At 43.2% G+C, this 23,848-nt stretch carries 22 protein-coding genes, 1 other RNA gene and 1 pseudogene; 7 read left to right on the top strand and 17 right to left on the bottom strand.

The genetic code is table 11. The features are described from left to right. Positions 1-40 precede the first annotated feature (40 nt). On the bottom strand, positions 41-679 hold the full coding sequence (locus FKP33_RS07230; RefSeq protein ID WP_054796480.1) for a bifunctional 2-keto-4-hydroxyglutarate aldolase/2-keto-3-deoxy-6-phosphogluconate aldolase: 639 nt from the start codon (positions 677-679) through the stop codon (positions 41-43). 60 nt (positions 680-739) lie between these two features. Further along, entirely contained in the window at positions 740-1,534 is a 795-nt protein-coding gene (locus FKP33_RS07225) for an IclR family transcriptional regulator (protein ID WP_054796479.1), read from the bottom strand. A 324-nt stretch (positions 1,535-1,858) separates the two neighbouring features. On the opposite strand from FKP33_RS07225, the gene FKP33_RS07220 reads away from it, so the two are divergent. Next, positions 1,859-2,467 carry a P-loop nucleotide/nucleoside kinase family protein gene (locus tag FKP33_RS07220; RefSeq protein WP_127608906.1) on the top strand — a complete coding sequence of 203 codons (609 nt, stop codon included), beginning with the start codon at positions 1,859-1,861 and terminating at the stop codon, positions 2,465-2,467. A 37-nt stretch (positions 2,468-2,504) separates the two neighbouring features. Here the strand turns inward: FKP33_RS07220 and FKP33_RS27025 are convergent, their stop codons facing one another. From FKP33_RS27025 to FKP33_RS07195, 6 genes are all read right to left on the bottom strand, one after another. Further along, entirely contained in the window at positions 2,505-2,654 is a 150-nt protein-coding gene (locus FKP33_RS27025; RefSeq protein WP_181410065.1) for a hypothetical protein, read from the bottom strand. 122 nt (positions 2,655-2,776) lie between these two features. Beyond that, positions 2,777-4,075, bottom strand: coding sequence for an alpha-glucosidase/alpha-galactosidase (melA, locus tag FKP33_RS07215; RefSeq protein WP_141334372.1), 1,299 nt, complete (start codon positions 4,073-4,075; stop codon positions 2,777-2,779). Positions 4,076-4,106: 31 nt separating this feature from the next. Beyond that, entirely contained in the window at positions 4,107-5,099 is a 993-nt protein-coding gene (locus FKP33_RS07210; protein WP_141334371.1) for a 4-hydroxythreonine-4-phosphate dehydrogenase PdxA, read from the bottom strand. A gap of 49 nt (positions 5,100-5,148) precedes the next feature. Further along, positions 5,149-5,964, bottom strand: coding sequence for a carbohydrate ABC transporter permease (locus FKP33_RS07205; RefSeq protein WP_127608909.1), 816 nt, complete (start codon positions 5,962-5,964; stop codon positions 5,149-5,151). Continuing rightward, complete coding sequence (locus FKP33_RS07200) at positions 5,961-6,809, bottom strand: carbohydrate ABC transporter permease (protein ID WP_258313405.1); 849 nt, start codon at positions 6,807-6,809, stop codon at positions 5,961-5,963. The genes FKP33_RS07205 and FKP33_RS07200 overlap by 4 nt, the downstream gene beginning before the upstream one ends. A 158-nt stretch (positions 6,810-6,967) precedes the next feature. After that, entirely contained in the window at positions 6,968-8,269 is a 1,302-nt protein-coding gene (locus FKP33_RS07195) for an ABC transporter substrate-binding protein (protein ID WP_141334369.1), read from the bottom strand. A 416-nt stretch (positions 8,270-8,685) separates the two neighbouring features. On the opposite strand from FKP33_RS07195, the gene FKP33_RS07190 reads away from it, so the two are divergent. Together FKP33_RS07190 and FKP33_RS07185 are read left to right on the top strand one after the other, a co-directional pair. Next, on the top strand, positions 8,686-10,197 hold the full coding sequence (locus FKP33_RS07190) for a sensor histidine kinase (protein ID WP_373423838.1): 1,512 nt from the start codon (positions 8,686-8,688) through the stop codon (positions 10,195-10,197). Continuing rightward, complete coding sequence (locus FKP33_RS07185; RefSeq protein WP_141334367.1) at positions 10,194-11,705, top strand: response regulator transcription factor; 1,512 nt, start codon at positions 10,194-10,196, stop codon at positions 11,703-11,705. The genes FKP33_RS07190 and FKP33_RS07185 overlap by 4 nt, the downstream gene beginning before the upstream one ends. 139 nt (positions 11,706-11,844) lie before the next feature. Here the strand turns inward: FKP33_RS07185 and FKP33_RS07180 are convergent, their stop codons facing one another. From FKP33_RS07180 to FKP33_RS07145, 8 genes and pseudogenes are all read right to left on the bottom strand, one after another. Beyond that, positions 11,845-12,477: a response regulator transcription factor gene (locus FKP33_RS07180; protein ID WP_141334366.1), complete on the bottom strand. Its 633-nt coding sequence runs from the start codon at positions 12,475-12,477 to the stop codon at positions 11,845-11,847. A gap of 3 nt (positions 12,478-12,480) precedes the next feature. Next, positions 12,481-13,710, bottom strand: coding sequence for a sensor histidine kinase (locus tag FKP33_RS07175; protein WP_181410063.1), 1,230 nt, complete (start codon positions 13,708-13,710; stop codon positions 12,481-12,483). 368 nt (positions 13,711-14,078) lie between these two features. Further along, positions 14,079-15,001, bottom strand: a pseudogene (locus FKP33_RS07170) (MFS transporter). A gap of 731 nt (positions 15,002-15,732) precedes the next feature. Further along, positions 15,733-16,167 (bottom strand): VOC family protein, encoded by a 435-nt coding sequence (locus FKP33_RS07165; RefSeq protein ID WP_141334419.1) that lies wholly within the window; start codon positions 16,165-16,167, stop codon positions 15,733-15,735. 369 nt (positions 16,168-16,536) lie between these two features. Continuing rightward, positions 16,537-16,833 (bottom strand): type II toxin-antitoxin system death-on-curing family toxin, encoded by a 297-nt coding sequence (locus tag FKP33_RS07160; protein WP_141334364.1) that lies wholly within the window; start codon positions 16,831-16,833, stop codon positions 16,537-16,539. A gap of 66 nt (positions 16,834-16,899) precedes the next feature. Next, positions 16,900-17,640 (bottom strand): hypothetical protein, encoded by a 741-nt coding sequence (locus FKP33_RS07155; RefSeq protein WP_258313402.1) that lies wholly within the window; start codon positions 17,638-17,640, stop codon positions 16,900-16,902. A gap of 186 nt (positions 17,641-17,826) precedes the next feature. Beyond that, positions 17,827-18,567, bottom strand: coding sequence for a LytR/AlgR family response regulator transcription factor (locus FKP33_RS07150; RefSeq protein ID WP_127608917.1), 741 nt, complete (start codon positions 18,565-18,567; stop codon positions 17,827-17,829). Position 18,568: 1 nt separating this feature from the next. Continuing rightward, a complete protein-coding gene (locus tag FKP33_RS07145; RefSeq protein ID WP_141334363.1) occupies positions 18,569-20,260 on the bottom strand; it encodes a LytS/YhcK type 5TM receptor domain-containing protein in 1,692 nt (563 codons plus the stop codon). Between the two features lie 266 nt (positions 20,261-20,526). Here FKP33_RS07145 and FKP33_RS07140 point away from each other — a divergent pair, with 266 nt between their 5' ends. The 4 genes from FKP33_RS07140 (at position 20,527) to FKP33_RS27020 (ending at position 23,236) form a co-directional block, all read left to right on the top strand. Further along, positions 20,527-21,834 (top strand): MFS transporter, encoded by a 1,308-nt coding sequence (locus FKP33_RS07140; protein WP_141334362.1) that lies wholly within the window; start codon positions 20,527-20,529, stop codon positions 21,832-21,834. 324 nt (positions 21,835-22,158) lie between these two features. Beyond that, entirely contained in the window at positions 22,159-22,755 is a 597-nt protein-coding gene (locus FKP33_RS07135; protein WP_141334361.1) for a hypothetical protein, read from the top strand. Next, complete coding sequence (locus FKP33_RS07130; RefSeq protein ID WP_141334360.1) at positions 22,752-23,006, top strand: hypothetical protein; 255 nt, start codon at positions 22,752-22,754, stop codon at positions 23,004-23,006. Before FKP33_RS07135 ends, FKP33_RS07130 begins: the two co-directional genes overlap by 4 nt. Before the next feature lie 68 nt (positions 23,007-23,074). After that, complete coding sequence (locus FKP33_RS27020; protein ID WP_155614707.1) at positions 23,075-23,236, top strand: hypothetical protein; 162 nt, start codon at positions 23,075-23,077, stop codon at positions 23,234-23,236. A 17-nt stretch (positions 23,237-23,253) separates the two neighbouring features. Here the strand turns inward: FKP33_RS27020 and ssrA are convergent. Then, positions 23,254-23,617, bottom strand: a transfer-messenger RNA (tmRNA) gene (ssrA, locus tag FKP33_RS07125). Positions 23,618-23,848: the final 231 nt, after the last annotated feature.

Below are 23,848 nucleotides of genomic sequence, written 5' to 3'. Positions count from 1 at the left end.
CACCTCCTTTTATTGATGTGGTTCAGGTCGAATCGGAAGACTAGCGTGCTGCGGCAACCGCCTGAAGAAACTCTTTGGCAGCAGCCGTAACCTTGCGATAGTCACCATCCTTTTGCGCCGCTTTACTAATATAGCTGCCTACCCCGACCCCTACACAGCCGGCTTGCAGCCATTCGTGAACATTCTGTGGGGTAACTCCGCCTGTCGGTGCAATCGGAGCTTGCGGTACTGGAGCTTTGACGGCTTTTATATACTGCGGTCCGACTACTTCGGCCGGGAATAGCTTCACAATGTCTGCACCCGCTTCTATACTTTCCAATACCTCTTTCGGAGTGAAAGCGCCGCTTATCGTAATGGCCTGGTAGCGATTGGCCATCTTGATCATTTCCGGATTCAGCTGCGGACTTACTAAAAGCTCAGCCCCCGCCAATATAGCCGCTCTGGCGGTTTCGCCATCCAGAATCGTCCCCGCGCCAATTAAAACGTCGCTATATTTGTCAGCTAACGTGCGAATCACTTGGAGTGCATTCGGCACACTCATCGTGATTTCCAGCACTTTAATTCCGCCTTCTATCGCAGCTTCCGCAACAGCCAGCGCTTCCTGTTCGTTATCGGAACGGATAATGAGGACGATTCCGCTTTCATAAATCTTGTTTAGGTTCTCTAGCTTTCTCCACATAGTATGTCCTCCACGTTGTTTAATATTTCATTTGAATAATGCCATCCGTTTCCGCTTACCTTACATAGGATCCATATACAGCCTCTCGCCGCTGTAACCGAGCTGACGAGAAAGTTTCAACGCCGTTTCTTTGACCAATTTCACGATCATCTCTTCACGCTCTGGCGTCATGTTGGAACGGATGCTGGCCACACTAATCGCAGCAACCGGATTATTCGATTGGTCATATATGGCCGAACCGATACAATACATCTCCAAATTATCTTCACGGTCATCAATCGAGTAACCTCGTTCGCGTATTTCCTTCATATCCTGTAAAATATCCGGCAAAGTCACTTTCGAATACGGTGTCTTCCCCTCAATTTCACCATCACCCAGGATGTATTGAATCTTATCCGTAGGAAACGCTGCCAACAAGGCTTTCCCAAGACCTGTAGTGTGCATGAATCGTCGAGAACCCAGTTTGGCTGTCGGTCGCATGACCGAGTAATTTTCCGCTTTATCCAAGTAAACAATCTTACCTTTGTCTTCAATCCCCAGAAAAACGGTGCTGCCGGTCTGTTTGTTTAATTCTTCCAGAAAAGGCCTTGCTCGCTGCGGAAGTCCCAAGTTGGACAGATACTTACTGCCCACTTCAAATGCACCCAACCCTAGACGATAACTTTTTAACCGCACGTCATCCATCTCTATAAAACCTTTATAGAGCAAGGTTTGCACCAATTCAAAACCACTGCTTTTAGGGAGGCCTAACCCCGTACAGATTTCATTCAGGGTTAAGGAAGAACCACTATTAGCAAGTAAGTATAAAAGATCTACCACCCTCTCAGCCGATTTATTCATACGAAACTTTTCCATAGACTCTCCTTTTGAATCATGATATACATTCGGTTCGCATATGTGAATCAATTTCGCCATTTAGAACTTTCAACGTAATTATAAATAGAAACACTGATGAATTCAATATCCTCCTTCAAAAATATTTCTACGGAGTTCTGCTGGAACATAATGCATGTTCTCTATATGAAAAGTGTAAAACGGGATTGAAATACTTAGTGGAATTGATATACTCTATATATAACGATTCACAATCACGAATTAAGTTCACATATGCGAACAATAAATAAGAAGCGCTTTATTAGCGCCGATGCCTTTAAACATGACTTCTTGGAGGAACGTAACTTGGAACCTACCGTCATTTTTTTGATTGGTCCTGCGGGATCTGGAAAATCGACTATCGGTAAACTGATCTCATCTAAGTACAATTGTTGTTATCTTGATAAAGATGTGGTTTGCAACAAATTAACCGGCCTCATCCTGGAATCGAACGGGTATTCGCCTCATGAGCGGGACGGCTGCACGTTTTACAGCGATGTCGTTATGGATCTTGAATACCAAACCTTGCTTGATATAGCCAATGACAACCTGCAACTTGGCAGGTCCGTAGTATTGGATGCCCCTTTCCTTGGCTACTTTTCTAACAGAAATTATATTCATGAGCTAAAAGAGAAGTATGACTGGCAGAACGTCAAACCGTTAGTCCTGCAAGTCACCGTTGATTTTTCAGTATTGAAAGAAAGAATGCAAGCCCGCGCGCTGGAAAGAGACGCTTGGAAATTCAGCAATTGGGACACCTTTATACAAAGCATTCAAGAAAAGCAGTGTTTGTGGGAAGGCATTGAAATCTTACAATTTGATAATAGTTCTGCAACGGTCGACTTGGACAAGCTATATCACATATTGCCTTTTACACCTGCCCAAGGTTCCTCCGCTCTCCCTCCGCGTCCCTGAACGAACGGCTATGTGATACCCTTGTCTAAAGCCTTGATTACGGCTTACCGCCAAGCGTCCTTACGAGAACCCCTTCAGGGCTAATGTAGTAGATTAGAGCTTTCGCGGTATACGTAAGCATACCGGTGTCGGTGTCAAAATGCGCCTGGTCTTCGCCATCCCCAATGGTGACCGGTTGACCGTCCATCTTAACCGCAATTCCTTTCTTTCAAACTCTCAACGAAAAGACAAGGCGATCTAACCCTGCCTCAACACAAAAAGAAGCCTTCCACCGTACTTCAGTGGCAAGGCTCCTTTTCATTTCCAAACTTATACAAACTTGGGTAACCAATCCCCATGAGCTTCAATTAAACCATCACACATCGCTACGATATCATCGATTGATAGTTCCGCTGCCGTATGCGGGTCAAGCATCGCGGCATGATAAATATGCTCTTTTTTCCCTGTTGTCGCAGCTTCCAAGGTTAACAGCTGCGTATTGATATTGGTGCGGTTCAATGCAGCAAGCTGCTGAGGCAGATCCCCAATATACGTTGGTGTAATCCCGCTTGAATCTACCAAGCAGGGAACTTCGACTATGGCTTCCTTCGGAAGATTCGTAATCAAACCCGTATTCCTTACATTTCCGCCGATTTTGAACGGCTTGTTTGTTTCCATGGCCTCAAACATATAAGATGCGTATTCATGAGACCGGACGTGGCTCAAAGCTTTGTTATTCACCAGCTCATCACGCATGGTTGCCCATCTTGCAATCTGTCGTTCGCAACGGCGCAGGTACTCATCGATCGGAATATTGAAGCGCTCAATCAACTCGGGATAGTTTTTTTTGATAAAGTACGGGTGATATTCCGCATTATGCTCGGAAGATTCCGTAACGTAATATCCAAATCGGAACATCATTTCAAAACGAACCATGTCGTCGTGCTTTTCTTTTTGCTTCTCACGGGCACGGCGCTTGATTTCCGGATATAAATCCACTCCGTCTTTTGTTACTTCAAGCAACCATGCCATGTGGTTAATGCCAGCGATTTTAGTTTGTACCCCTTCACTCTCCATCTCTAATGCCTCAAATAAGTCCGGTATGCATCTTTGTACACTGTGGCACAAACCAACGGTTTTTACACCACCGGTTGTCGTCATTGCATTGGTCAGCACCGCCATGGGATTCGTATAATTGAGAAACCATGCATCCGGGCAAACCTCATTCATATCTTTGGCAAAATCGAGCAATACCGGAATGGTTCGGAGATTTCGAAAAATACCCCCTATACCTAAGGTATCGCCTATCGTTTGTTGCAAACCGTATTTCTTCGGTATTTCAAAATCTGTAATGGTGCATGGATCGTAGCCGCCAACTTGTATCGCATTGACAACGTACTTCGCCCCACGGAGCGCATCTTTTCGGTTTGTATATGCTTTTACAACGCATGTGCTTCCAAGGGTAAGCTTTAAATTATTTAGCATGTTCTCAGAATCTTTAAGGCGTTCTTCATTGATATCGAACAAGGCTAGTTCAAAGCCTTGCAGCGCTGGAGTCATCATGCAGTCACCCAACACATTTTTAGCAAATACAGAACTGCCTGCACCTAGGAAAGTAATCTTTGACATGTTTCTTGCCTCCTACTTTTATGTAAAAATTTTAGAATCCAGCTAATCTGACGGCCAGTTTCATGGCTTGAACTGTTGCACCCGGGTCAGAGGTACCTTTACCTGCAATATCAAAAGCTGTTCCGTGTGCAGGTGTAGCGATGGCGATAGGAAGTCCTCCGCTGACAGTAACGCCTTTGTTAAAGCCCAATAACTTCATCCCCGTCTGAGCCTGATCGTGATACATACTAACCAAACAATCAAAAGGTTTTGTTTGTAAACGCAAGAAAATGGTGTCTGCGGGATAAGGGCCTACTACGTTAATCCCTTGCTCCCAGGCTTCATGAATGGCCGGGCTGATTTCGTCAATTTCCTCCGTGCCGAGCAGTCCTCCATCGCCAGCATGCGGATTCAGAGCCGCTACAGCGATTCGCGGATTATCGAATCCAACGCTGATTAATGTATCATGTGCAAAACGAATGATGCGGGCGACACGATCTTTCTTAATCAGGCTGCTGACTTCTTTTAACGGTACGTGGGATGTTATTCGCGTAAACCAAAGATCTCCCATGACGTTAATTTCACTAAATCCTTCTTTGCAATCAAGAAGCGAAGCGAAAAAATGCAGCTCATCTTGAAAATGAAATCCACCGCTATGTAACGCTTCCTTATTAATAGGAGCATAAACGAAACCGTCCAACTTTTTTTGCTGCGCCAGCTTCAGTACGAACGTCAATGTTTCACCCGTTGCTTTACCGGAATCTATTGACAATTGGCCTAACGTATACGAGTCTGTCGACAAATTTTGCAAATCGATGAAATAAATTTGGTCTTCGCTGTCGATTTGATCGATCGTATCAATTTTTTGATAAGAAACGGATACGCCTGCTATAGCTTGCCCTTGCTGAAAAACACGTTCATCGCCGACCAAAACCCATGTCGCCAGTTGCCGGATTTCTTCGGATTGGAGAGATTTTGCAACCAATTCCGATCCGATGCCTGTTGCATCTCCTAATGTTAAGCCCATTAACGGTTTTCTCTTCATGCTCCCGCTTCCCCTTCTTCATAGCTTTGATCACCTAATTGATCATCTATTATCCTTTTACAGCCCCGGAAGTCATTCCTTCCACGAAATATTTTTGCAGAAACAAGTACAGTAAGATGCTGGGAAGAGCGGCTAATAAGGAACCTGCGGCTACCCACCCGATATCTGAATTGTTCTCTCCGAAAAATGCGGATAAGGCAACGGTGATCGTTCTATATTCCAGTTTCTGCAGAAAAAATACCGAGAACTGATAATCATTCCAGATCGAAACACCATTCATAATGATGACCGTTGCTGTAATCGGCATGAGTACCGGTAAGATAATCCGAAAAAACAAGCCTAACCTTGATGCCCCGTCTATCATTGCGGCTTCGTCCAACTCTCTTGGAATCGTACTAATAAAACCCGTAAACAAAAAGATGGCCATAGAAAGGTGAAAGGTAACATGAAGAATCACGATTCCTGTATACGTATTCATGGCCCCAATATCGACAAACATCTTATACAAAGGAACCAGGATTGTAAGCGGCGGGACGATAAGAGCACTTACAAAAAAGCCGTACATCCACTTGTTTAGTGCACTTCGATGGCGGGCAAGCGGGAAAGCCGCTGACGAACCCAGAATCAAGATCAGAACAATAGATAGCACAGTGACAATTACCGTATTCACAAACGCTCGATCCAAACCTGCGAGCTGCCATGCATTCGTAAAGTTATCCCAAAAAAGATAGCCCGGCATAACCCATTTAGAGCTAGTATCCAATTCTTCTTTAAATGAAGTAGTGATCAGCACATAAAAAGGAACAATATGAATGAGACCTATGAGAGCACCCAATAATGTATATAGCGCCTTTGCACGCTTCATAAGGAAATTTCCTTTCTGCGCAAATAATACAACGATGTCAAACCGATAATTGAAATAAGCAGAAACATAAAGTTACCTAATGCTGCAGCGTAGCCGGCATCCTGGTGAGCGAAATACAATTGATAAATCATTGTAGATAATGAAGCAGACGCATAGCCCGGACCCCCGTTGGTTAAAGCTGTTATAACATCAAACAACTTCAATCCGCCGATTAAATTAAGCACAACGTTAATGGTAATGGCCGGCGCAAGCAGAGGAAGGGTAATGTTACGAAATCTTGAGAATCCCGAAGCCCCGTCTATCTCCGCCGCCTCATAATATTCCTTGGAAATAGATTGAAGTCCGGCCAAGAAGATTATCATAGCAACTCCCAGAAATTGATAGGTGTTCACTAGTGTAATGATCCATACATTAAGCTCAGTGTCAGCAAGTAAATTGATCGGCTTATCACGAAACAACAAAATAATATCGTTAAGAGCTCCTCCATTAAACTGAAAGAAGAAATACCAGATATAACCCATAATCAGGGGACTGACGATCACCGGAAGATAGACGATAGTACGAATAAGCGTCTTTCCCCGTATATAGCTGTTTAATAAAACGGCGTAAGCTAACCCTATGATATTCTGTAGGATCGTGCTTCCAACTCCATAAATCAGAGTATTCATAATTACCGTACCTATCCTATGGTCCGAAAGCATCCTTTTATAATTGTCCAACCCTATATACCGATACATCTGTGAGTACCCATCCCAATTAGTAAAAGAAATCATCACCCCTTTAATAAATGGATAATAGATAAACAGCACAAACAACAGGAACGCAGGAAGGTACATCAAATTCATTGCAGAAGGAGAATTTCGCCAACGACGCAATCGAAGGGTAGCCGTTCTACTTTCATCTATCTTACGATCTAAAGTTTCCAGATTTAATCGCTCCTTAACCAAGGCAAGAAATGAGGGGGGTGAAACCTTGTTCATTATCACACCCCTTTAGTGTTCCGTTAATTTTTTTTCAGCCGTTGCACTTCCCGCTTCATGGTCTCTGAATATTCCTTCGAAGTGATCCGACCCGACAGCAGCTCTGTACCCGATTTAGACATGACGCTCCACATTCCGTTTGGCAAATACACCCTGTCGAAATAAGGTAATACTCGATTGCTTGCATATTTCTCGTAATACTCCGTTAATACGTGCTTCGAAGCAACGCCCTTCAACCCGGGCTGCAGCTTAGTTATATTGGAAATTTTAGATAAATTCTCAGGTTTGGCAAAGAACGCCATCAGCTTCTTGGCCTCAGGTATATTCTTGGAATCCTTCCATACTCCCATGGTGTTCCGTTCTCCACCGGAAAAAGCCGGTTTATCACTGGCCGACATTGATGGAATTGGCATTAATCCAACTTTCATATCCGGCTTCAATTTATGAACAGCATCTACGAATGATGGGGCCAGCATGACAAATGCTACTTTCTCTTCAGCAAATACACCAGGTAGATCGCTTCGCTTTGCTGTCAGGAAATCTTCATTTATCAGTCCGCGCTTTTTGATATCTAACAGCTTTTCCGGAAGCACCGTCCATTTATTCCAATCAAACGTATTATTTAACAGATCTTCTGCCGAATTATTTGCAGGATTGATCAATAAAGCGTTTGCGAAATATCCAAAATAGGTGCCAATCGTGCTTTCATCAATTCCTGAAAAGAAAAAAGGTGTTGTTTTTCCACCGCTTTCTTTTTTAATTTTTTCGGCTGCAGCTATTAGCTCATCGAAGGTTTGAGGCGGTTCCACATTATATTTTTTGAGCATATCGACATTGTACATAATGCCGTCCTTGGCTTCACTGATGGGCAAGGCGTAAACTTTGCCGGCCTTGTCTGTTACAACATTTTTAATCGTATCGGTCAATTGTGTTACCCATGGTTCTTCTCTGAGATCAGCCAAATATTCGCCATAACGAACCTGTGCCCAACCATGCGTATCGAATATGTCGGGAAGATCATTAGCCGCCATTTTAACTTTCATGTTATTTTCATATGCTGAACCAGGGAACTGAATATTCACAGCGATATCCGGGTTCTCTTTTGTGAAATCATTGATTATTTGACGATACATATCTTGGACAGGCTGGTCTGCAACATTCATCATCATGGATAAAGTTTTCTTGGGGGTATTGCTGTTACTGTTACTGCTTTCCTTTCCACTCGAAGGTGCAGTAGAAGGAGTTTCGGGACGCTGGGAACAACCGCTTATCGCTATAGCTGATACTAGGGTTAACGCCAAAGATACTTTCCATTTTTTTAACATGTACCCACCTCATATCATTTATATTTATTATACGCGTAAATCTTATCACGATTGTAAGGGTTTACATATGTGTCTAATCTACGATTTCAGGCGCTCATATTTATTGTTGCAACCCTTTACAATTTACAGTATAATCGACCACACAATTAATCATGGAGGGGTAGTCCTGCCTGAATAAGCCAAATATCTCGATTCGTGGGAAACTAATTCTGCTCTATTCGTTAACTATCCTGTTCCCTGTTATCATTATCGCTTTTGTTATGCCTTCTTATTATGTCAAAATAATCACGAAAGAAACCGAGAAGCTCACAGAAGCAACCTTGGTTGGCCTGACCGAAAATATCCAAACGTATTTAGATGATTTGGAACGAGTGACCGTCTCTCCTTACACGAACAACGAGGTAATGAGCTCTCTCATGCTAAAAGCCAGAGGATTACAGAGTGACGTTGATAATTATTCAAGGTATAAAGCCGACTATACTTTGTACCATACGCTTCCAAGATTGCTTGTTAATTTACGTAAGGATATATTAGGTACACTACTCGTAACCATCGATGGTTCTGTCTACTATAATGATAGTGACTCCTATCTAACTGAAACTCGCACCGATTATCGATATACTGAGGAAAATTGGTATCGGGAAGCCGTTACAGCAAACGGGAGAGTTGCCTTCATTAATGTCCACCCGCAAGATTATTTAAAGCTTGATTCTGTCCCTGAAGTGTTCTCTGTAGCCCGATTAATAAAAGATCCTGACTCCAAACAGCCTCTCGCCGTCATTATGGCTGATGCGGATACAGTCATTTTGGATAAAATCGTAAGGCAAGTTTCGTTTAATGTGAATTCCATTGTTACAATAACTGACAAGGATCATAGATTGGTTTATTCTAATACTTACTTATCTCCGGAAGAGCTGCATCAATTTGTGAAAAACCCGTCCAATATCCTTTACAAACAGCATTCCTATGTACCTGTTTCAAGGACAATACCTATCAGTTCATGGGAAATTACCGTTTGGTTATCTAAAGCTGAGCTTGCCTCCAAGGTCAGTTGGATGCATATCATGGGGGCTTCTTTTGCAGTTGGTGGTGTTGTGCTTACCTTCTTTTTGTTTTTTGCCTATTCCAGAACCCTTTTAACACCGTTCAAAGAAATGATCAGTGTCATGAGCCACGTTCAGCGCGGAAATATGAAGAAGAGGGTTTCTATACAAGGCCAAGATGAGATTGCTCAGTTGGGAACAGCTTTAAACCGAATGATCTATCAATTGGATGAATTAATCATTAAAGAATATCGTACCAAGCTGAATCTTAAGAATGCCGAGTTTCGCGCTTTTCAATCACAAATTCATCCACATTTTCTCTATAACACATTAAATGCATTATTAAGTTTAAACCGCAAAGGTGAGCATGCCCATTTAGAACGAGCCATCATATCGTTAAGCGGGATGCTCCGTTACATCTTAACCTCCCATGATACCTGCAGTTTAGAGGAGGAATTCTCCATTATTCAAAAATACGGAGAGCTTATGAGCATGCGCTTCCGTGATCGTTTAGAGATTAAAATCACCTTAGATCCCGAAATTGCGCATATCCGTGTCCCTAAGCTGCTAGTCCAACCATTGGTGGAAAACGCCATCATTCACGGTGTGGAGCCTTGTGAGCATCCTTGTTTGGTGGAGGTAAGCGCCGAAATGCTCCCAAAAATTACGGACGAAGATAGGTTTGTCATACGGATTGCTGATAATGGTATCGGTTTCAAACCACTTGAACGATCTAATAATCAGAGCATTGGTTTAAGCAATGTAAAGGAACGATTGGCGCTCGCATTTCCGGGTAAATACGATTTTCAATTGGATAGCCGTATTGGGCATGGTACTTACATTAACATAACGATAACGCTTAATAAAGAGGAGCTACCACAATGAATATTGTTATTTCCGATGATGAGGAATTAGCAAGAGAAGCCATGTCATCTATCCTGTTGGAAATATGCCCTGATCTACAGCTCTTTGAAGCGCGTAATGGTCAGGAGCTCATAGATGTTGTTAATCGAGTCAAGCCTGAGGCTGCTTTTGTCGACATCCGGATGCCTGTCAAATCAGGCTTGGAAGCCATCCAAGAAGCAGCCCCTTTATCACCCAATACCCAATGGATCATTTTAACGGGATTTGCCGACTTTGAATATGCGAAAGAGGCGCTCCGATTAAAGGCTATCGACTATCTGCTTAAGCCCGTTGATATTCAGGCTGTGCAAGCCCTGATAACTAAAATACGACAAACCACACTTCTCCAAATCATTGAAAATAACAAGCTTTTCGAATCTGACATGCTTTCCTTATTTCATGGACTTATCCGTAGCTGGGATGAAAGAGAATCCGATAATAAACCGTTCAGTCGGATGCGATGTCAGATTATTTACATGGACAGCTGCTATCCTGAAGCAGAAAAATCGGTATCCATTAAGCCGTTCTTTACTGCCATTAGCTCTACGATGCCCCAGTATTATCATAAGGATTTAGAATTGGCTACGATCCTTCTGCCAAGCGGAGAATGGGCTGTGGTGGGGAAATACACAACTTTGCAGGGTGCAGAGATGCTGGAGAAATTATTCTGTTTTTATTCAGAGCTTGTGAAACAAGCTGAGGAGCCGGGCCTGGCATTTAGTCTGGTAGTATCTGATGAATGTGATTCTTATACATCGCTCCTGGATGAGGTGACAACTCTTCATAAGATTGCCTATCTCCGCTGTTCGCTGGGCATCTCCCGTAGCTGGAACAAAGTCGATTTATTTGAAGTTGAATCGCAGCCTGCGATTGCTGAGCTATGCCGCACTTTAATCAAGGCGATAGATGAGTACCACAAAAGACATTATGTGAGTTATATGAACACCATTGAACAATTCATTAAAATATTTGATTTACAGCGTGATCGGATTTCAATCACAACTTCACTAGCCATTGCACGATTTTTAAACTGCTCCATCAATGCCCCGATGCTGACTCCTACTAAAGAAGAGGATTGGTTTAAGTCACTTCGAAACCTGGGTGAACAACTTCTAGATAAAAAAATAAAACAAGCAGGAACCACACCTGATTTGGTGACCAAGACGATTATTTATATAGAAAATCACTATACGGGGGATTTAACGTTAGGTCAGGTAGCAGAAGAGTTTAATGTTACACCCAATCATTTAAGCAGTCTTTTTCACAAACGTACAGGAACGACATTTATGCAGTATGTGACCAAGCTCAGGATGTTGAAAGCGAAAGAATTGTTGGCTGATCCGTCGGTACAAGTACAGCAAGCTGCTGAGCAGGTTGGTTATTTTAGTTCAAGACATTTTACTAAATTATTTAAAGAGATTGTCGGATGTTATCCGTCCGAATATAAGAAGAATCTACAAATGAAAAAAGAAGCAGAGGGGACTACATAATGGATTCGAAAATACAAGAAAAGGCAACGGAGTAATGCTCGCGTACTCCGTTGCCTTTTCCATTTTGAGATTGATCATTTTTCCAATTGATGAAGGAACGCAACCTCTATTTGACAGATATGCCGATCCTCATAGCTCACTACCGTATCTTCAATTGTTCCGCACGCTGCAGCGCTTGTACTCGATTGTTGATTCCAAGCTTTCTGTACACATTTTTTATATGCGACTTTACGGTTTCTCCCGTGATGTGCAGGCGATCGGCGATTTCCTTGTTCGACAAACCTTTCGCGATCAACCGTAAAATCCGTGTTTCCTGCTCGGTTAATATTTCTTTCAGCGACAGTTCTGTACCCGGAGCTTGATCCTGATCCCGCCGCAGAGCATCCATCGAAGACCCTGCTGTCCCGCTCCGATTATTTCTTCTGACCTTGTCCAATGTTTTTGCCAACCGCTGGGCGGTAACGGGCTTCATAAGATAATCCAACGCGCTCACTTCGAAGGCTTGAATCGCATAATTGTCATGAGCGGTTACAAAAACCACATCTATCGTGGCATCGAGATCAAGCAACAGGCTGGATAGCGAGATACCGTTAATTTCCGGCATGGAAATATCGAGAAATGCGATATCTATCTTATTGGTTTTCACATATTCGTAAGCTTCCAACGGGCTAAAAAATGCCTGGCATATTTCGACATCGCCGCTCTCGGAGAGGATCTTCTTCAACCATTTCACCGATAGTTCTTCATCATCCACGATCATGGCTCGCAGCATGCTTCAACCTCCACTCTGCTTGATTGGACGGGCCGGAATGTCGAAAAAAATCTTCGTACCTACCCCTTCTGCACTTTCAACACTAATGCTTTTTCCGTAAAGAAGCTGTAAGCGCTGACTTATGTTCCTTAGCCCTATGCCCTTTTTCTTCACATCCGGTTTCATTATTTCGTCTCTTCTCATTTCGCTCATGCCGCATCCATTGTCTTCTATGACAAAGCTGACCACCGCATCTGCTGCCTGTTTGACGGAGATTGTTACTGTTCCCCCTCGTAAGTTGGACATCAGGCCGTGTCTTATAGCATTTTCCACCAGAGGCTGAAGAATCAGCGGCGGAATCAGGATATCCGGATTCGCATCCACGTCATACTCCACACACAATCTGGCGCCAAAACGTGCCTTTTCGATATTGATATACGCTTTGACGAGCTCCAATTCATTCTCTATGGTTGTTAGTGACTCCAGTTGATTGAAATCAAAGGCACTTCTCAAATACTTCGACAGATCCAACGTCAATTCCTCTGCCTTATGAGGTTCGTCGTTGCACAGTGCGGCTATCGAATTCAGGGCGTTGTAAAGGAAATGCGGCTTGATCTGGGAACGCAAAAAAGCAATTTCCGCATCCTTGGCCTCGGATTGCAGCTTTTGATTCTTTCTGATCATTTCCTTTATCGTTTCGTTTAAAGAAGTAAAGAACAACACAGACACTACGCTAATAATCATGTGAATGAAATGTACCTGAAAGACTGCCATGAATGATAAGCCTCTAATTACCCACACTGATGTTATTCCAACAAGACTATAGAAGACCAATAAAATTAGTGCAATTTGTATCCGCTGTTTCTTCTCTGCTTTTGTGAAAAACTTTTGGAATAGCAGAATCACCGGCATGCTAATTAAGAGGGTCAGAGTTGTCGTATACAATCCCAAATCGACCCCAACGCATAATCGGTATAGGATGATAAGGACACTTAGGAATATTCCCGTTCCCCAACCACCATATAACGTCCCTAAAAGTAACGGTATAATTCTTAGATCTACACGGTAGTCGGAGGAAAAGACAACAGGAAGGGACATACATAGTAGGATGGAGAGACCAAACAGAACGGATAGAATAAACTTTTCGTACTTGTTCCTCCCAGACCGCTCTGAAAAAAATATTTGATAGGTAAAAATCAGTACAGCTATTAACACCAGTTGCAGCAAAAAATCTTTTACAATATTTATGCTCAACCTGACTATCTCCTTTGTCATGTAAGAGGTTATTCTTCCTACATTATGAATTTCGACGATTTTAGCTAAACTCCTGTACTTACGAGGAATAAAGATGAACAACAACTTGCCGGAAATCAAGGAATTCATAAACAGCTACGCGGAAAAGATCACCATCTATAACGCCCTTATTGAAGTCCTGTTACCGTGAAACGCAAAAAGGAGCCTGCCTGTTTTAGTGACAAAGCTCCTCTTTGTTTTGTGGATTTAGCATATGGAGACGCGCCGTGCCATAGTAAATCCACAATCCGCCGCCGCGTTATGCTGAGGAAGTTTGGGGAGTGGCGTAATTATTTATGCGAATAAGCAAGGGGTCTAACAACTCTAGGTCATTGCTCTGATTCTTGTGAGTGATCCAGTTGTTTAATTGCCGGAATGAACAGACAAAGCACCGTAATCCCGATCATCATGATACCCGTTAGCATAAACCACCGATTCACACCGATTTGATCCGCAAAAACACCCGAAATGACCAGGCCAAGGGGCATTGCCAAAGCCATCACGCTCCCAAACAATCCAAACACTCTACCCAAATACTCCGGTTTAATCAAGCAAAGATGTATAACCCGCCAACCCAAAGAAGAGCAACTAAGCCTTTGTGATGTTTCAGTGCATCATATCCTGCTTTAAGTTCTTCTGCAAATCCGCTTTGTGTTACGGACTCCTTGGCTTCCGGCTTCGGAATCGTAATCATCGCGACCGCGATGCAAGCAAACATCGCACCCAAAATATCGATGGCAATAACAGCATTCAGATCCCAGGTCGAGTATAAAAGTGCCGCCGCCGCCGGACTTATAATATAGCTGGCCGATTGCACGGACTGGCTGTACCCGGCGCATTTTGCCAGTTGTTCCTCCGGTACGATCAAAGGCGTTGACGCATTCAGTGCAGTGGAATGAAAAGCCGTACCCATACTGCGAATAAACAGTACAATCATGATCACCCAGACAGGCAATTCCATATACAAAGCAACGACGGCCAAAGCTGCTGCTGCCGCCACGATGATATCAGCCATAATCATTACTTTTTTGCGGCTCCAACGGTCCACCATAACACCAATCAGGGGTCCTCCAAGCGCCTGTGGTAAAAATCCAACAAGCGTTGCCATTGAAAGCACCATGGCCGAGCCTGTTTGTTCAATCAGATACCAAATAATCACCATTTGAAGAATAGAACTGGTAATCAGTGATAGTGCTTGCCCCGCCCATATCGTGAAAAAATTACGTTTCCAGTTTGCCTTTTGATTGTTCATATCTTTGTTCTCCTCGCATTTTTATTGGTTGTTTATTGTTTTTTGGCAATAAAAATGCAGGCCTCAAGTCCACATGTACGGGCTTCGGTCTGCAAACCAATGAAAAGGCATAGAGAAATAAAAGGCATAGCTTATAAAGGCTACTCCTCAACCTATCCATGTTTGATCCCATTCATAAAAATAAGCACAACAAAAAAGCCCATAAATATGGAAAAATCTGCTTTTTTATTGCCGTCTTATCTTAAGCGAACGGAATGCATGGATAAGCTAACCTCCTTTATAACTTTAAAAAATCGTTCATAAATGATTAGTTGTCAATTCGCTATCTGTGGTCAAGCATTGGGAGCGAGGTTGTCTTCCGGTCAGACATGGTTTTCAACTTAAAGTAATGAAAGTTGAAGAGTTTTGCAGCACCCGCAGACAAAAAGGAGGGGTTTCGCCTCAGCGGCGAAGCCATGTAACACAAGAAGATGCCTGCCACCGTACTTCAGTGGCAAAGCTCCTTTTCGTTTTTGTGGATTTAGCTTATGGAGACAAAGCGTAGCTTGGCAAATCCACGTTCCGCCGCCACCCGATATTGAGGCCGTTTGGAGAGGTAGCCCAAGTTGGCCACTATGCTCCATCATTCACGTAAATACTTTGTATCTTCAACAGTCGTATTCGTTAAAGTAAGCCTCCTGTCCATTTGTGAACAGGAGATTTTGTCTGTTGGCCGAGCAAAAGTCTTTATGCTATTCCTGCGGCTGCTCCCCTGGAACATTCACTTGGAAAGTAACGCCGAACTTGTCCTTTACGATCCCGTACAAGGGGCTCCAATCTGTCTTCATAAGGGGCATGACGACTTGTCCACCGTCTTCCAAGGCAGCGAAGATTTCTCTCGCTCTTGCCTCTTCTCTGGGATGGATGGCAATCTGAACCGTATCGCCTGGCTGATGAGGCATGCCTGGGAACGTATCGGAGAACATGAGATCCGCGTCGCCGACTTTCAAGAACGCATGCATAACGCGATTCTTCATGTCATCCGTCAACGGATGATTCGGGTCCGCCGGCATATCTCCGAACGTCATGATGCCCATCACTTTCCCGCCTAATGCTTTCTCGTAAAAATGGACCGCTTCTCTTGCTTTGCCGTCAAAAATCAAATACGGGTTCAAACTGATTGACATCATCTAACAGCTCCTTTTGAGCAATTTGGACAACCTCATTCATTATACACCAATATTGAGCTTCGCAAACATTTTTTCGAACAAATGTTCCTGTATGGATTTGTTTTTTAAAAAGCGAACATTCACACGATATATCGAACGATGAATACTCCTGCCCCAAGTGCAGTCATCCTGAATTTTATTCCATGAAGACATCCGTTGTTTGAATGTCAACAGCGACATTATTATGCAAAAAAGACACCTGACATGACACGGTGTCTTTTCTCATAATTTGGTGGATGCAAGGGGAACCTCTGTCCGAGGATCACCCCATGCGGCTTTCTACGGATGTAGTTGCAGTTTTGATGTCACCTAGGGAGGCCCTTTGAATCATCTTTCTTGAGAATGCTCTTCTAAAATATGAACGATTGTCTCTAAAGTATGCAATCCTTTTGCAATATCGACTATAAACTCCACTGCATATTTACGTTCCATTCGTAGATGGTATCCATTCAACATCAAAAATGATTTTGTAACAAGATAGGCTGTTCGTTTATTTCCATGATGAAAGCAATGATTTTTGACCAGAGATTCCAGTAATGCCGCAGGCTTGTCAAATAGAGAGGGGTAAGCATCTTCTCCGAAAACACTTTGCTGGGGCCTATGTACCGCGGAGTCGAGTAACAACCCTCTCCTTCAAAATAAAAACAATGGGATGAAAAGACAGCCTCAAACATGAGGCCGCCTTCCCATTTATACTGATAAATACCGAATCAAACCAAGTACAGCAAAGCAAAACAATACCGTGCCCGCTCCTATGCCCGCAATCGCGCTGTTCGCTACTTGAAGTTTTGGAGAAATAAATATGGAAAGAATAGAGACCGCAACGAGAAGCGCCGCCAGAAGATATAAGCTGGGATCGTCAAAAACGCTTTGCAGGCCGATAAAATGGATTCCGACGATAAAGGCAATCCAGGGAGCAACAACATTTTGACGGTTCAATTTATAAAACACAAAAGCGCCTGCGCCAGCCAAAAATAATTCGATATAGACCGTAAACAAATAATTGCGGAAAGCCGTTCCGTCCGACAAAGCAGAAGGCGCATCCCAATTCTTCACGCTCAGATAGACGCCAACCAGGCAAACAAGAAGAGCTGCGGCCGACGCCAAACCAATATATATTCGCCAGCTTGCTTTCGGTTTTTCTTGCGCCCAACCGAACCAGACAAAACTGAACATGCCGAAAATGGAAGCGTACATCGTGTAATCCCGGACATACTCCATCAAATCCCTCCTTTTATGTTGAACAGCACCGCCTTCCTTTCTTTTACATTGTATCATGATCCTGGATAGCAGATGAAATAGAAAAAAGCCGCATAAAGCCGCTCTCCACAAAATCCCCTGTGAAACCCTTCTAAAACGCAGAAAGAGCGCTGATGTGGTGCTCTCACTGGTAGTACTTATGGAGCGAACCGTGGCTTGGCCAATCCACAATCCGCCGCCGCGTTATGCTGTTTGGCGAGGTTGCATGATGTCCGTAAGTGCGGCTTTTAAATTTTTCCTTAACCAAAACAAGAAAATTCCCATATGTGATGTTGATCCCCAGACCTGATTCGGAGGTCAATCGTTAAGCCGCGAAGCAGATAGGGGCACCTATGGGAGCATGATAATCGATGACGATTATAGATTCATAATACTTTTAAATTCTTTTAATTTTCCTCTGCTTACTGGAACCTTTGTGCTATTGGCGTCATTCATCTTTACTAAATACGTACTGTTAAACCAAGGAATGATTTCAGTTATGAAGTTTAGGTTGATAATATAATTTCGGTGAGATCGAAAAAAATAACCCGTTTCATCTAAAACCAATTCCAATTCATTTAGAGACAATTCGCTTTTTTCTATGGAATCTTTAGTGGAAATGTATAATTCTTTGTCTTTGACAAACGCAAAACTGATTTCACTTACTTGAATCGGTTTTATGATGTTGTTTTTCCGTATACAGATACGACCTTCGAGCATTGGCGGCGCTTTTTCCCATTTAATTTTTGTCTTGGCTTGAAGAGATTTCACTTTTTTGATGGCATCGTCCAATCTGGATTCCGATATAGGTTTTGTAAGATAAGCTATAGCGGGCGTATTAAATGCTTCTAACGCATGTTCATAAAAAGCTGTTGAAAAAATAATGAACGGAGGATGGGTCATTTGATTTAAACGCTTGGCGAAATCTAACCCATTCATCTCAGGCATTTGGATATCTAGAAAAAGCAGATCAGGCTCATCATGAATAACTTTTGAAAGAGCTTCAACGGGATTGTGATGGATCGAGACAATTTGAATATCTATATATTTTTGAAGCAGGAATGCCAACTCGGAACAAATAGCCGGTTCATCATCCACAATGATTGTTTTTATAAACAAGTTAGATCACATCCTCTTTTAGACCGGTCATCGGAATTTCAAATGTTACGATCGTACCGGATCCCGGTTCACTTTTAATATGCAGACCATAATCTTTCCCGTATATAGACTGTAATCTACGGTGAATATTAGAAAAACCTATTCCCTTTGTTTGGTGATTTAAAATTTCCGCTAACCGTTTCTCGTTAATTCCGATTCCATTATCTTCAACACGGATTTGTACATGATTTCTGTTTTTACAAACACGAATAAATAACAAGCAGTTATTTATTTTTGGAAATAAACCGTGATGAATCGAGTTCTCAATAATAGGCTGCAAGGTTAGAACTGGCAATTTCATATTCAATAAGGATTCGTCAATTTCCATAGTCACCTTTAATCGGTTTGCGAATCTGACCTTCTCAATCTCCAAATAAGATTTTATACCATCCAACTCTTCTTTCAAACTGTTAAAGTTGTTTTTATTATTCAGATTTCGCCTGAAAATGTCGCTCAAATTGCCCAGCAGGTTTCTTGCAAGCTCAGGATTGGTTCTGCAGTAAGACATGATGGTGCTTAGCGTGTTAAAAAGAAAATGCGGTTTAATTTGTGCCTGCAATGCATTCAATTCCGCTTGCTGCCTCATTTTGGTTTGCTTTTCTATCTCCGCAAGTTCAATTTGTACCGAAAGTAGCTTGGCTAGTCCGTCAACAAGATTGAGGTCGGTTTGGGTTTCTTTAAATGAACTTTTATAGTAAATCTGCAATGTTCCAACCGGTTTGCTGTTATGAACCAATTTTGCACCTACTGCTGATTTTAAGGGAAAATTACGATGGAAATGTGCAAACTCTTTATCTAGAGAAAGGATCCTCATCTTATTTTGTTTGAGGATGGCTTCTGTTACCTGTGCATAAATCGCCTTTTCATGAAGACCGCGGTCACTTCCAACACCTACTATACTTAAAGTTTGATCACAATCCGTTATTACGACCGCATCGACATTTGCAATTTCATGAATAATCTCTGCTGTTTGTTTCGCCGACGTTTCATTTAGACCGGTTCTAAGATGGGGGAGGGTACGGCTAGCAATACTAAGGGCAAGATTAGCCGCAATAGCCCCGGATTGGTCCTGTAAAAGTTTAATGTTCATAAAAATCCTGATGAAAATCATCACTCCCAAGATCGTCACACTTGTAGTAGGTATAGCTATTTTCAATTCCAATGCCAGCGCTGCTGCAAATGGTTTGGCTAGGAGCAGCACTAATATCTTTTGAATCAATTCCGCTGTGAGCCCTAACAGAACGATGTGCTGCCATTTCATTCTTAACATATCGTATTTGATCCCTGCTAGCCCTCCCAATAAGCCGCAAAGTACGGTAGAGATGGCGCAGGCAGCGGCGGTAAATCCACCGATAGAATATCTATGAATGCCTCCTATGATTCCGGAAAATATCCCAACCAGAGGGCCTCCTACAAGCCCTCCTACCACAGCACCGACAATCCTCGTGTTGGCCAATGCATCATCGATTTGAATGCCATTTTCTGTTCCAAGAATGGATAAAAACCCAAATATTACTGAAAGAATAACGGTTCGCTTCCAACCATTTTTCCCATAAATCAAGAGTCTAAAATAATTCAATTGACCAATGAATAAAGAGATTAGAGCAACTACGACTACATTCTCAAAGAGCCTTAGCAGGATGGTTAAATCCACTCGTCCTCCTCCTTTTTGCATTTCAGCATAAATAGACGGCAAATCAGCTGCTATTTTTGAATACCTGGAAACAATTAATGGATATAATTAAAAGGGAAAGATACTATTTTGTAGTATAAAGAACAGTTCTAATGACTTCAACTAGACGGGTGTAAGCGTTACACAAATCTTCGAAAGGTCGATCATTGATGCAAGCAAAGGCTTAAAAAATAATCAACATGCACCCATCGAAGAAAGCGGTTACTTTCTGAAGGAGGAATTAAATAATGTCTCAATCCGTTGAGTCGACAAAGAAGGGAAGTATTGCAGGTAACATCTTTAAAGGTTCGGTTGGAAATCTGATCGAATGGTACGACTGGTACGTTTATGCTGCATTCGCAGTCTATTTCTCATCACAGTTCTTTCCTAAGGGAGACCCGACAAGCCAACTCCTCAACACGGCGGCGATCTTTGCCGTAGGCTTCTTAATGCGCCCGATAGGGAGCCTGTTGCTGGGCCGATACGCCGACCGTCATGGCCGCCGTGCTGCGCTGACGCTTTCCATCTCTGTCATGGCCAGTGGTTCCCTGATCATTGCCTGTACCCCTAGTTATAGCTCCATTGGCATAATGGCTCCCATCATTTTGGTTCTCGCTCGATTACTCCAAGGGTTGTCGCTGGGCGGAGAATATGGAACCTCGGCAACGTACTTGTCCGAGATGGCCAGCAGAGGCCGGCGCGGCTTCTACTCAAGCTTCCAATACGTCACACTTATTGGAGGCCAGTTGGTGGCGCTGGGCGTCCAGATCATCCTCCAACAACTACTCAGCGAAGCCGAAATGCAGGCCTGGGGCTGGCGTATTCCTTTCATCATTGGAGCGCTGGGGGCACTAGCTGTCTTGTGGCTGCGCCGTTCGATGGACGAATCAGAACAGTTTTCCAAAATGGGCTCCGAAAGCAGGACAAACGCCGGGACCATGCGAGCTCTGATGAAGCATCCTAAAGCGGTGCTGACCGTGGTCGGATTAACGCTCGGCGGAACCGTCGCCTTCTATACTTATACAACGTATTTACAAAAGTTCATGGTGAATTCTGTAGGCCTCCCCAAGGACGTCGTCAGCTGGATCAACTTTATTGCCCTGCTGGTATTTATCGTACTTCAGCCGCTCGCCGGCATGCTGTCCGACCGGATCGGACGGCGCCCGCTATTGCTCTGTTTCGGTATCCTCGGTACTTTGCTGACAGCGCCACTGTTCTTTATCATGGAGAACATGAAGAATCCTATGGGTGCTTTCTTGCTCATGCTGGCTGGTCTCATCATTGTTACCGGTTATACTTCCATCAATGCCATCGTGAAAGCCGAGCTTTTCCCGACAGAAGTTCGCGCTCTTGGCGTAGGCTTCCCGTACGGACTCACCGTTGCGGTGTTCGGCGGGACCGCGGAGTTCATCGCATTGTGGTTCAAGAGCATTGGAATGGAGTCGCTCTTCTACTTCTATGTGGCTGCCTGTATTGCGGTGAGTTTCTTCGTCTACTGGCGTATGGGCGAGTCTTCCAAATCGTCCCACATCGAAGCCGAGCTTGACCGCAAATAAAGGGGACAACCTTGGCGGTACATGTCCATGCCGTGCTCACTCCGCCCTGCTCCGTTGCATGCGGTCTGAACTCCCAGGGCTCTCGCCTTCCTTTATCCGATCTATAAATGCGAAAGAGCATCGACCGCTTTTGGTCGATGCTCTCGCATTTTATGGAGACGAGGGGAGTCGAACCCCTGTCCGAAGATAACGCCACACAGGCTTCTACGGGTGTAGTCACAGTTTTGATGTCACCCGAGCGTCGCCCCGTAAGTCCAAACAAGGCAGTTACAAACATACCAATAAGTGGTATAATGATAACAGATTCGTTGAAAAGGAACCCCTATGATAGAGTTGACCCTATACCATGGCAATACGGAAAGTGCAATTGATCAAATCGTCTTAGCCCAAACGCTGCTACCCCATCTTAAATCCACAGGAGATGAACATTATCTTGGTGATGGATATTACTTCTATCATGATGATACTCAAGCAAAAGTTTGGTCGATCATGAAGGTTACTCGAAATGAAAAATATAGAGAAGAGAATTGGGCTGTTCTTAAATGTACTGTCCGCATAAATGAAGATCATTATATGGATCTTGACCTTAGGGAGCATCAAGATTTGTTTTTCCAACAAATGCTTCGTTTAAACAGTGAGATTAGTGAGAAGAAGCTCGATGTGAATGAATACCATGATTCCTTTATGTGTAATCATTTGGCTAATATTCTAAATTTACATCTTATATCCAAAACCTTTCCCTACAAGGATAAGCAAGAAGTTCTTCCTCCATTATTCTCGAATCATAGAAGCAAACCCTATGGCATTACTAGACACTTTAGAACTGAGAAACAATATTGCGTTATTAATACGGATATAATCCTGAGCTTTGAAAAGGTAATGCGGGGTAATAACCCTAAGAAAAGAGGTGTTATATTATGAATGCCGCACAAAAATGGGCTCAGAAAATGAGTTCTTACTACAATAATATAGATGCAAAATCTCTTAAAGCAGATCTGCAGTTGGCTGGTTTCAGTGTCATCGACTCTGAAAATGCTGTGGACCACGATGTCGCCAAGAATCAGTTACTAATTTCTTTTAGAGAGGCTGCAGCAAGTAGCGAACTCGATGAAGACTTGCACACAACAAAAGTATTAGTTGATAAAAACGGCCAGCTTCTTGATATTGTATAGTAGTTAGTATAAAACCTTCAATGGAGTCAATACTAGAATTATAGTATTGGAGTCATGGAGGTTTTCTTATGAATAAAGGTAGAAATTCAATTGCAGTCTGGAAAGCAAAATTAGATGAATATTATAAGTCTTCATCTAAGGAAAAACTAAAATCGGATTTATTAAAAGCAGGCTTTACAGTTAAGGATACGAAAAACAATCCCAGAAAAGGTAAAGGCACCGACCACTAGGTCAGTGCCTTTTGTCTTTATGGAGACGAGGGGAGTCGAACCCCTGTCCGAAGATAACGCCACACAGGCTTCTACGGGTGTAGTCACAGTTTTGATGTCACCCGAGCGTCGCCCCGTAACCGGCTACGCGTTGGGTCAGCCTGATTGTCTTCTTCAGCTCACCGCAGGCGGAGATGAGACAGCGTATCCCACTAAAGTTGAGCCCCTAGCCCGGCACATGGGCGATGCAGAGTAGGAGCACGCTCACAGGTTATTAAGCTGCGAAAGCGTAGTTTTGTTGTTGTTTGCCATTTAATTGGCTTTAGCGTTGATGAAGTGGACGCGTCCCCACTACCCGCAACCCATGCTCGAACTATCCCCGTCGAATCCAAGAACGTCCCCGCATAGGAAGGCTCCGGTTAAGGAGCCTAAAAGTGAAACAATGTAAAAATATGAATTCAAGGAAGTTATGAAAAAAGGTTTATCAACAAAGCTGTTGATGTGCTGACTTCATAAGATCTGATTGATGCTGATGTCCTCTGGCGTACTCTTATTATAACACACATGCTCTGAAAAGGAAGGCCAACCTATTGGGAGCAAATCCAGCACTCGGTAAAGCTGGTAACTGTGCGC

This window comes from Paenibacillus sp. tmac-D7, assembly GCF_006519665.1.
Taxonomy (GTDB): domain Bacteria; phylum Bacillota; class Bacilli; order Paenibacillales; family NBRC-103111; genus Paenibacillus_G; species Paenibacillus_G validus.
Note: the sequence above shows the minus strand (reverse complement) of the source record. Positions and strands in the feature narration are given on the sequence as shown.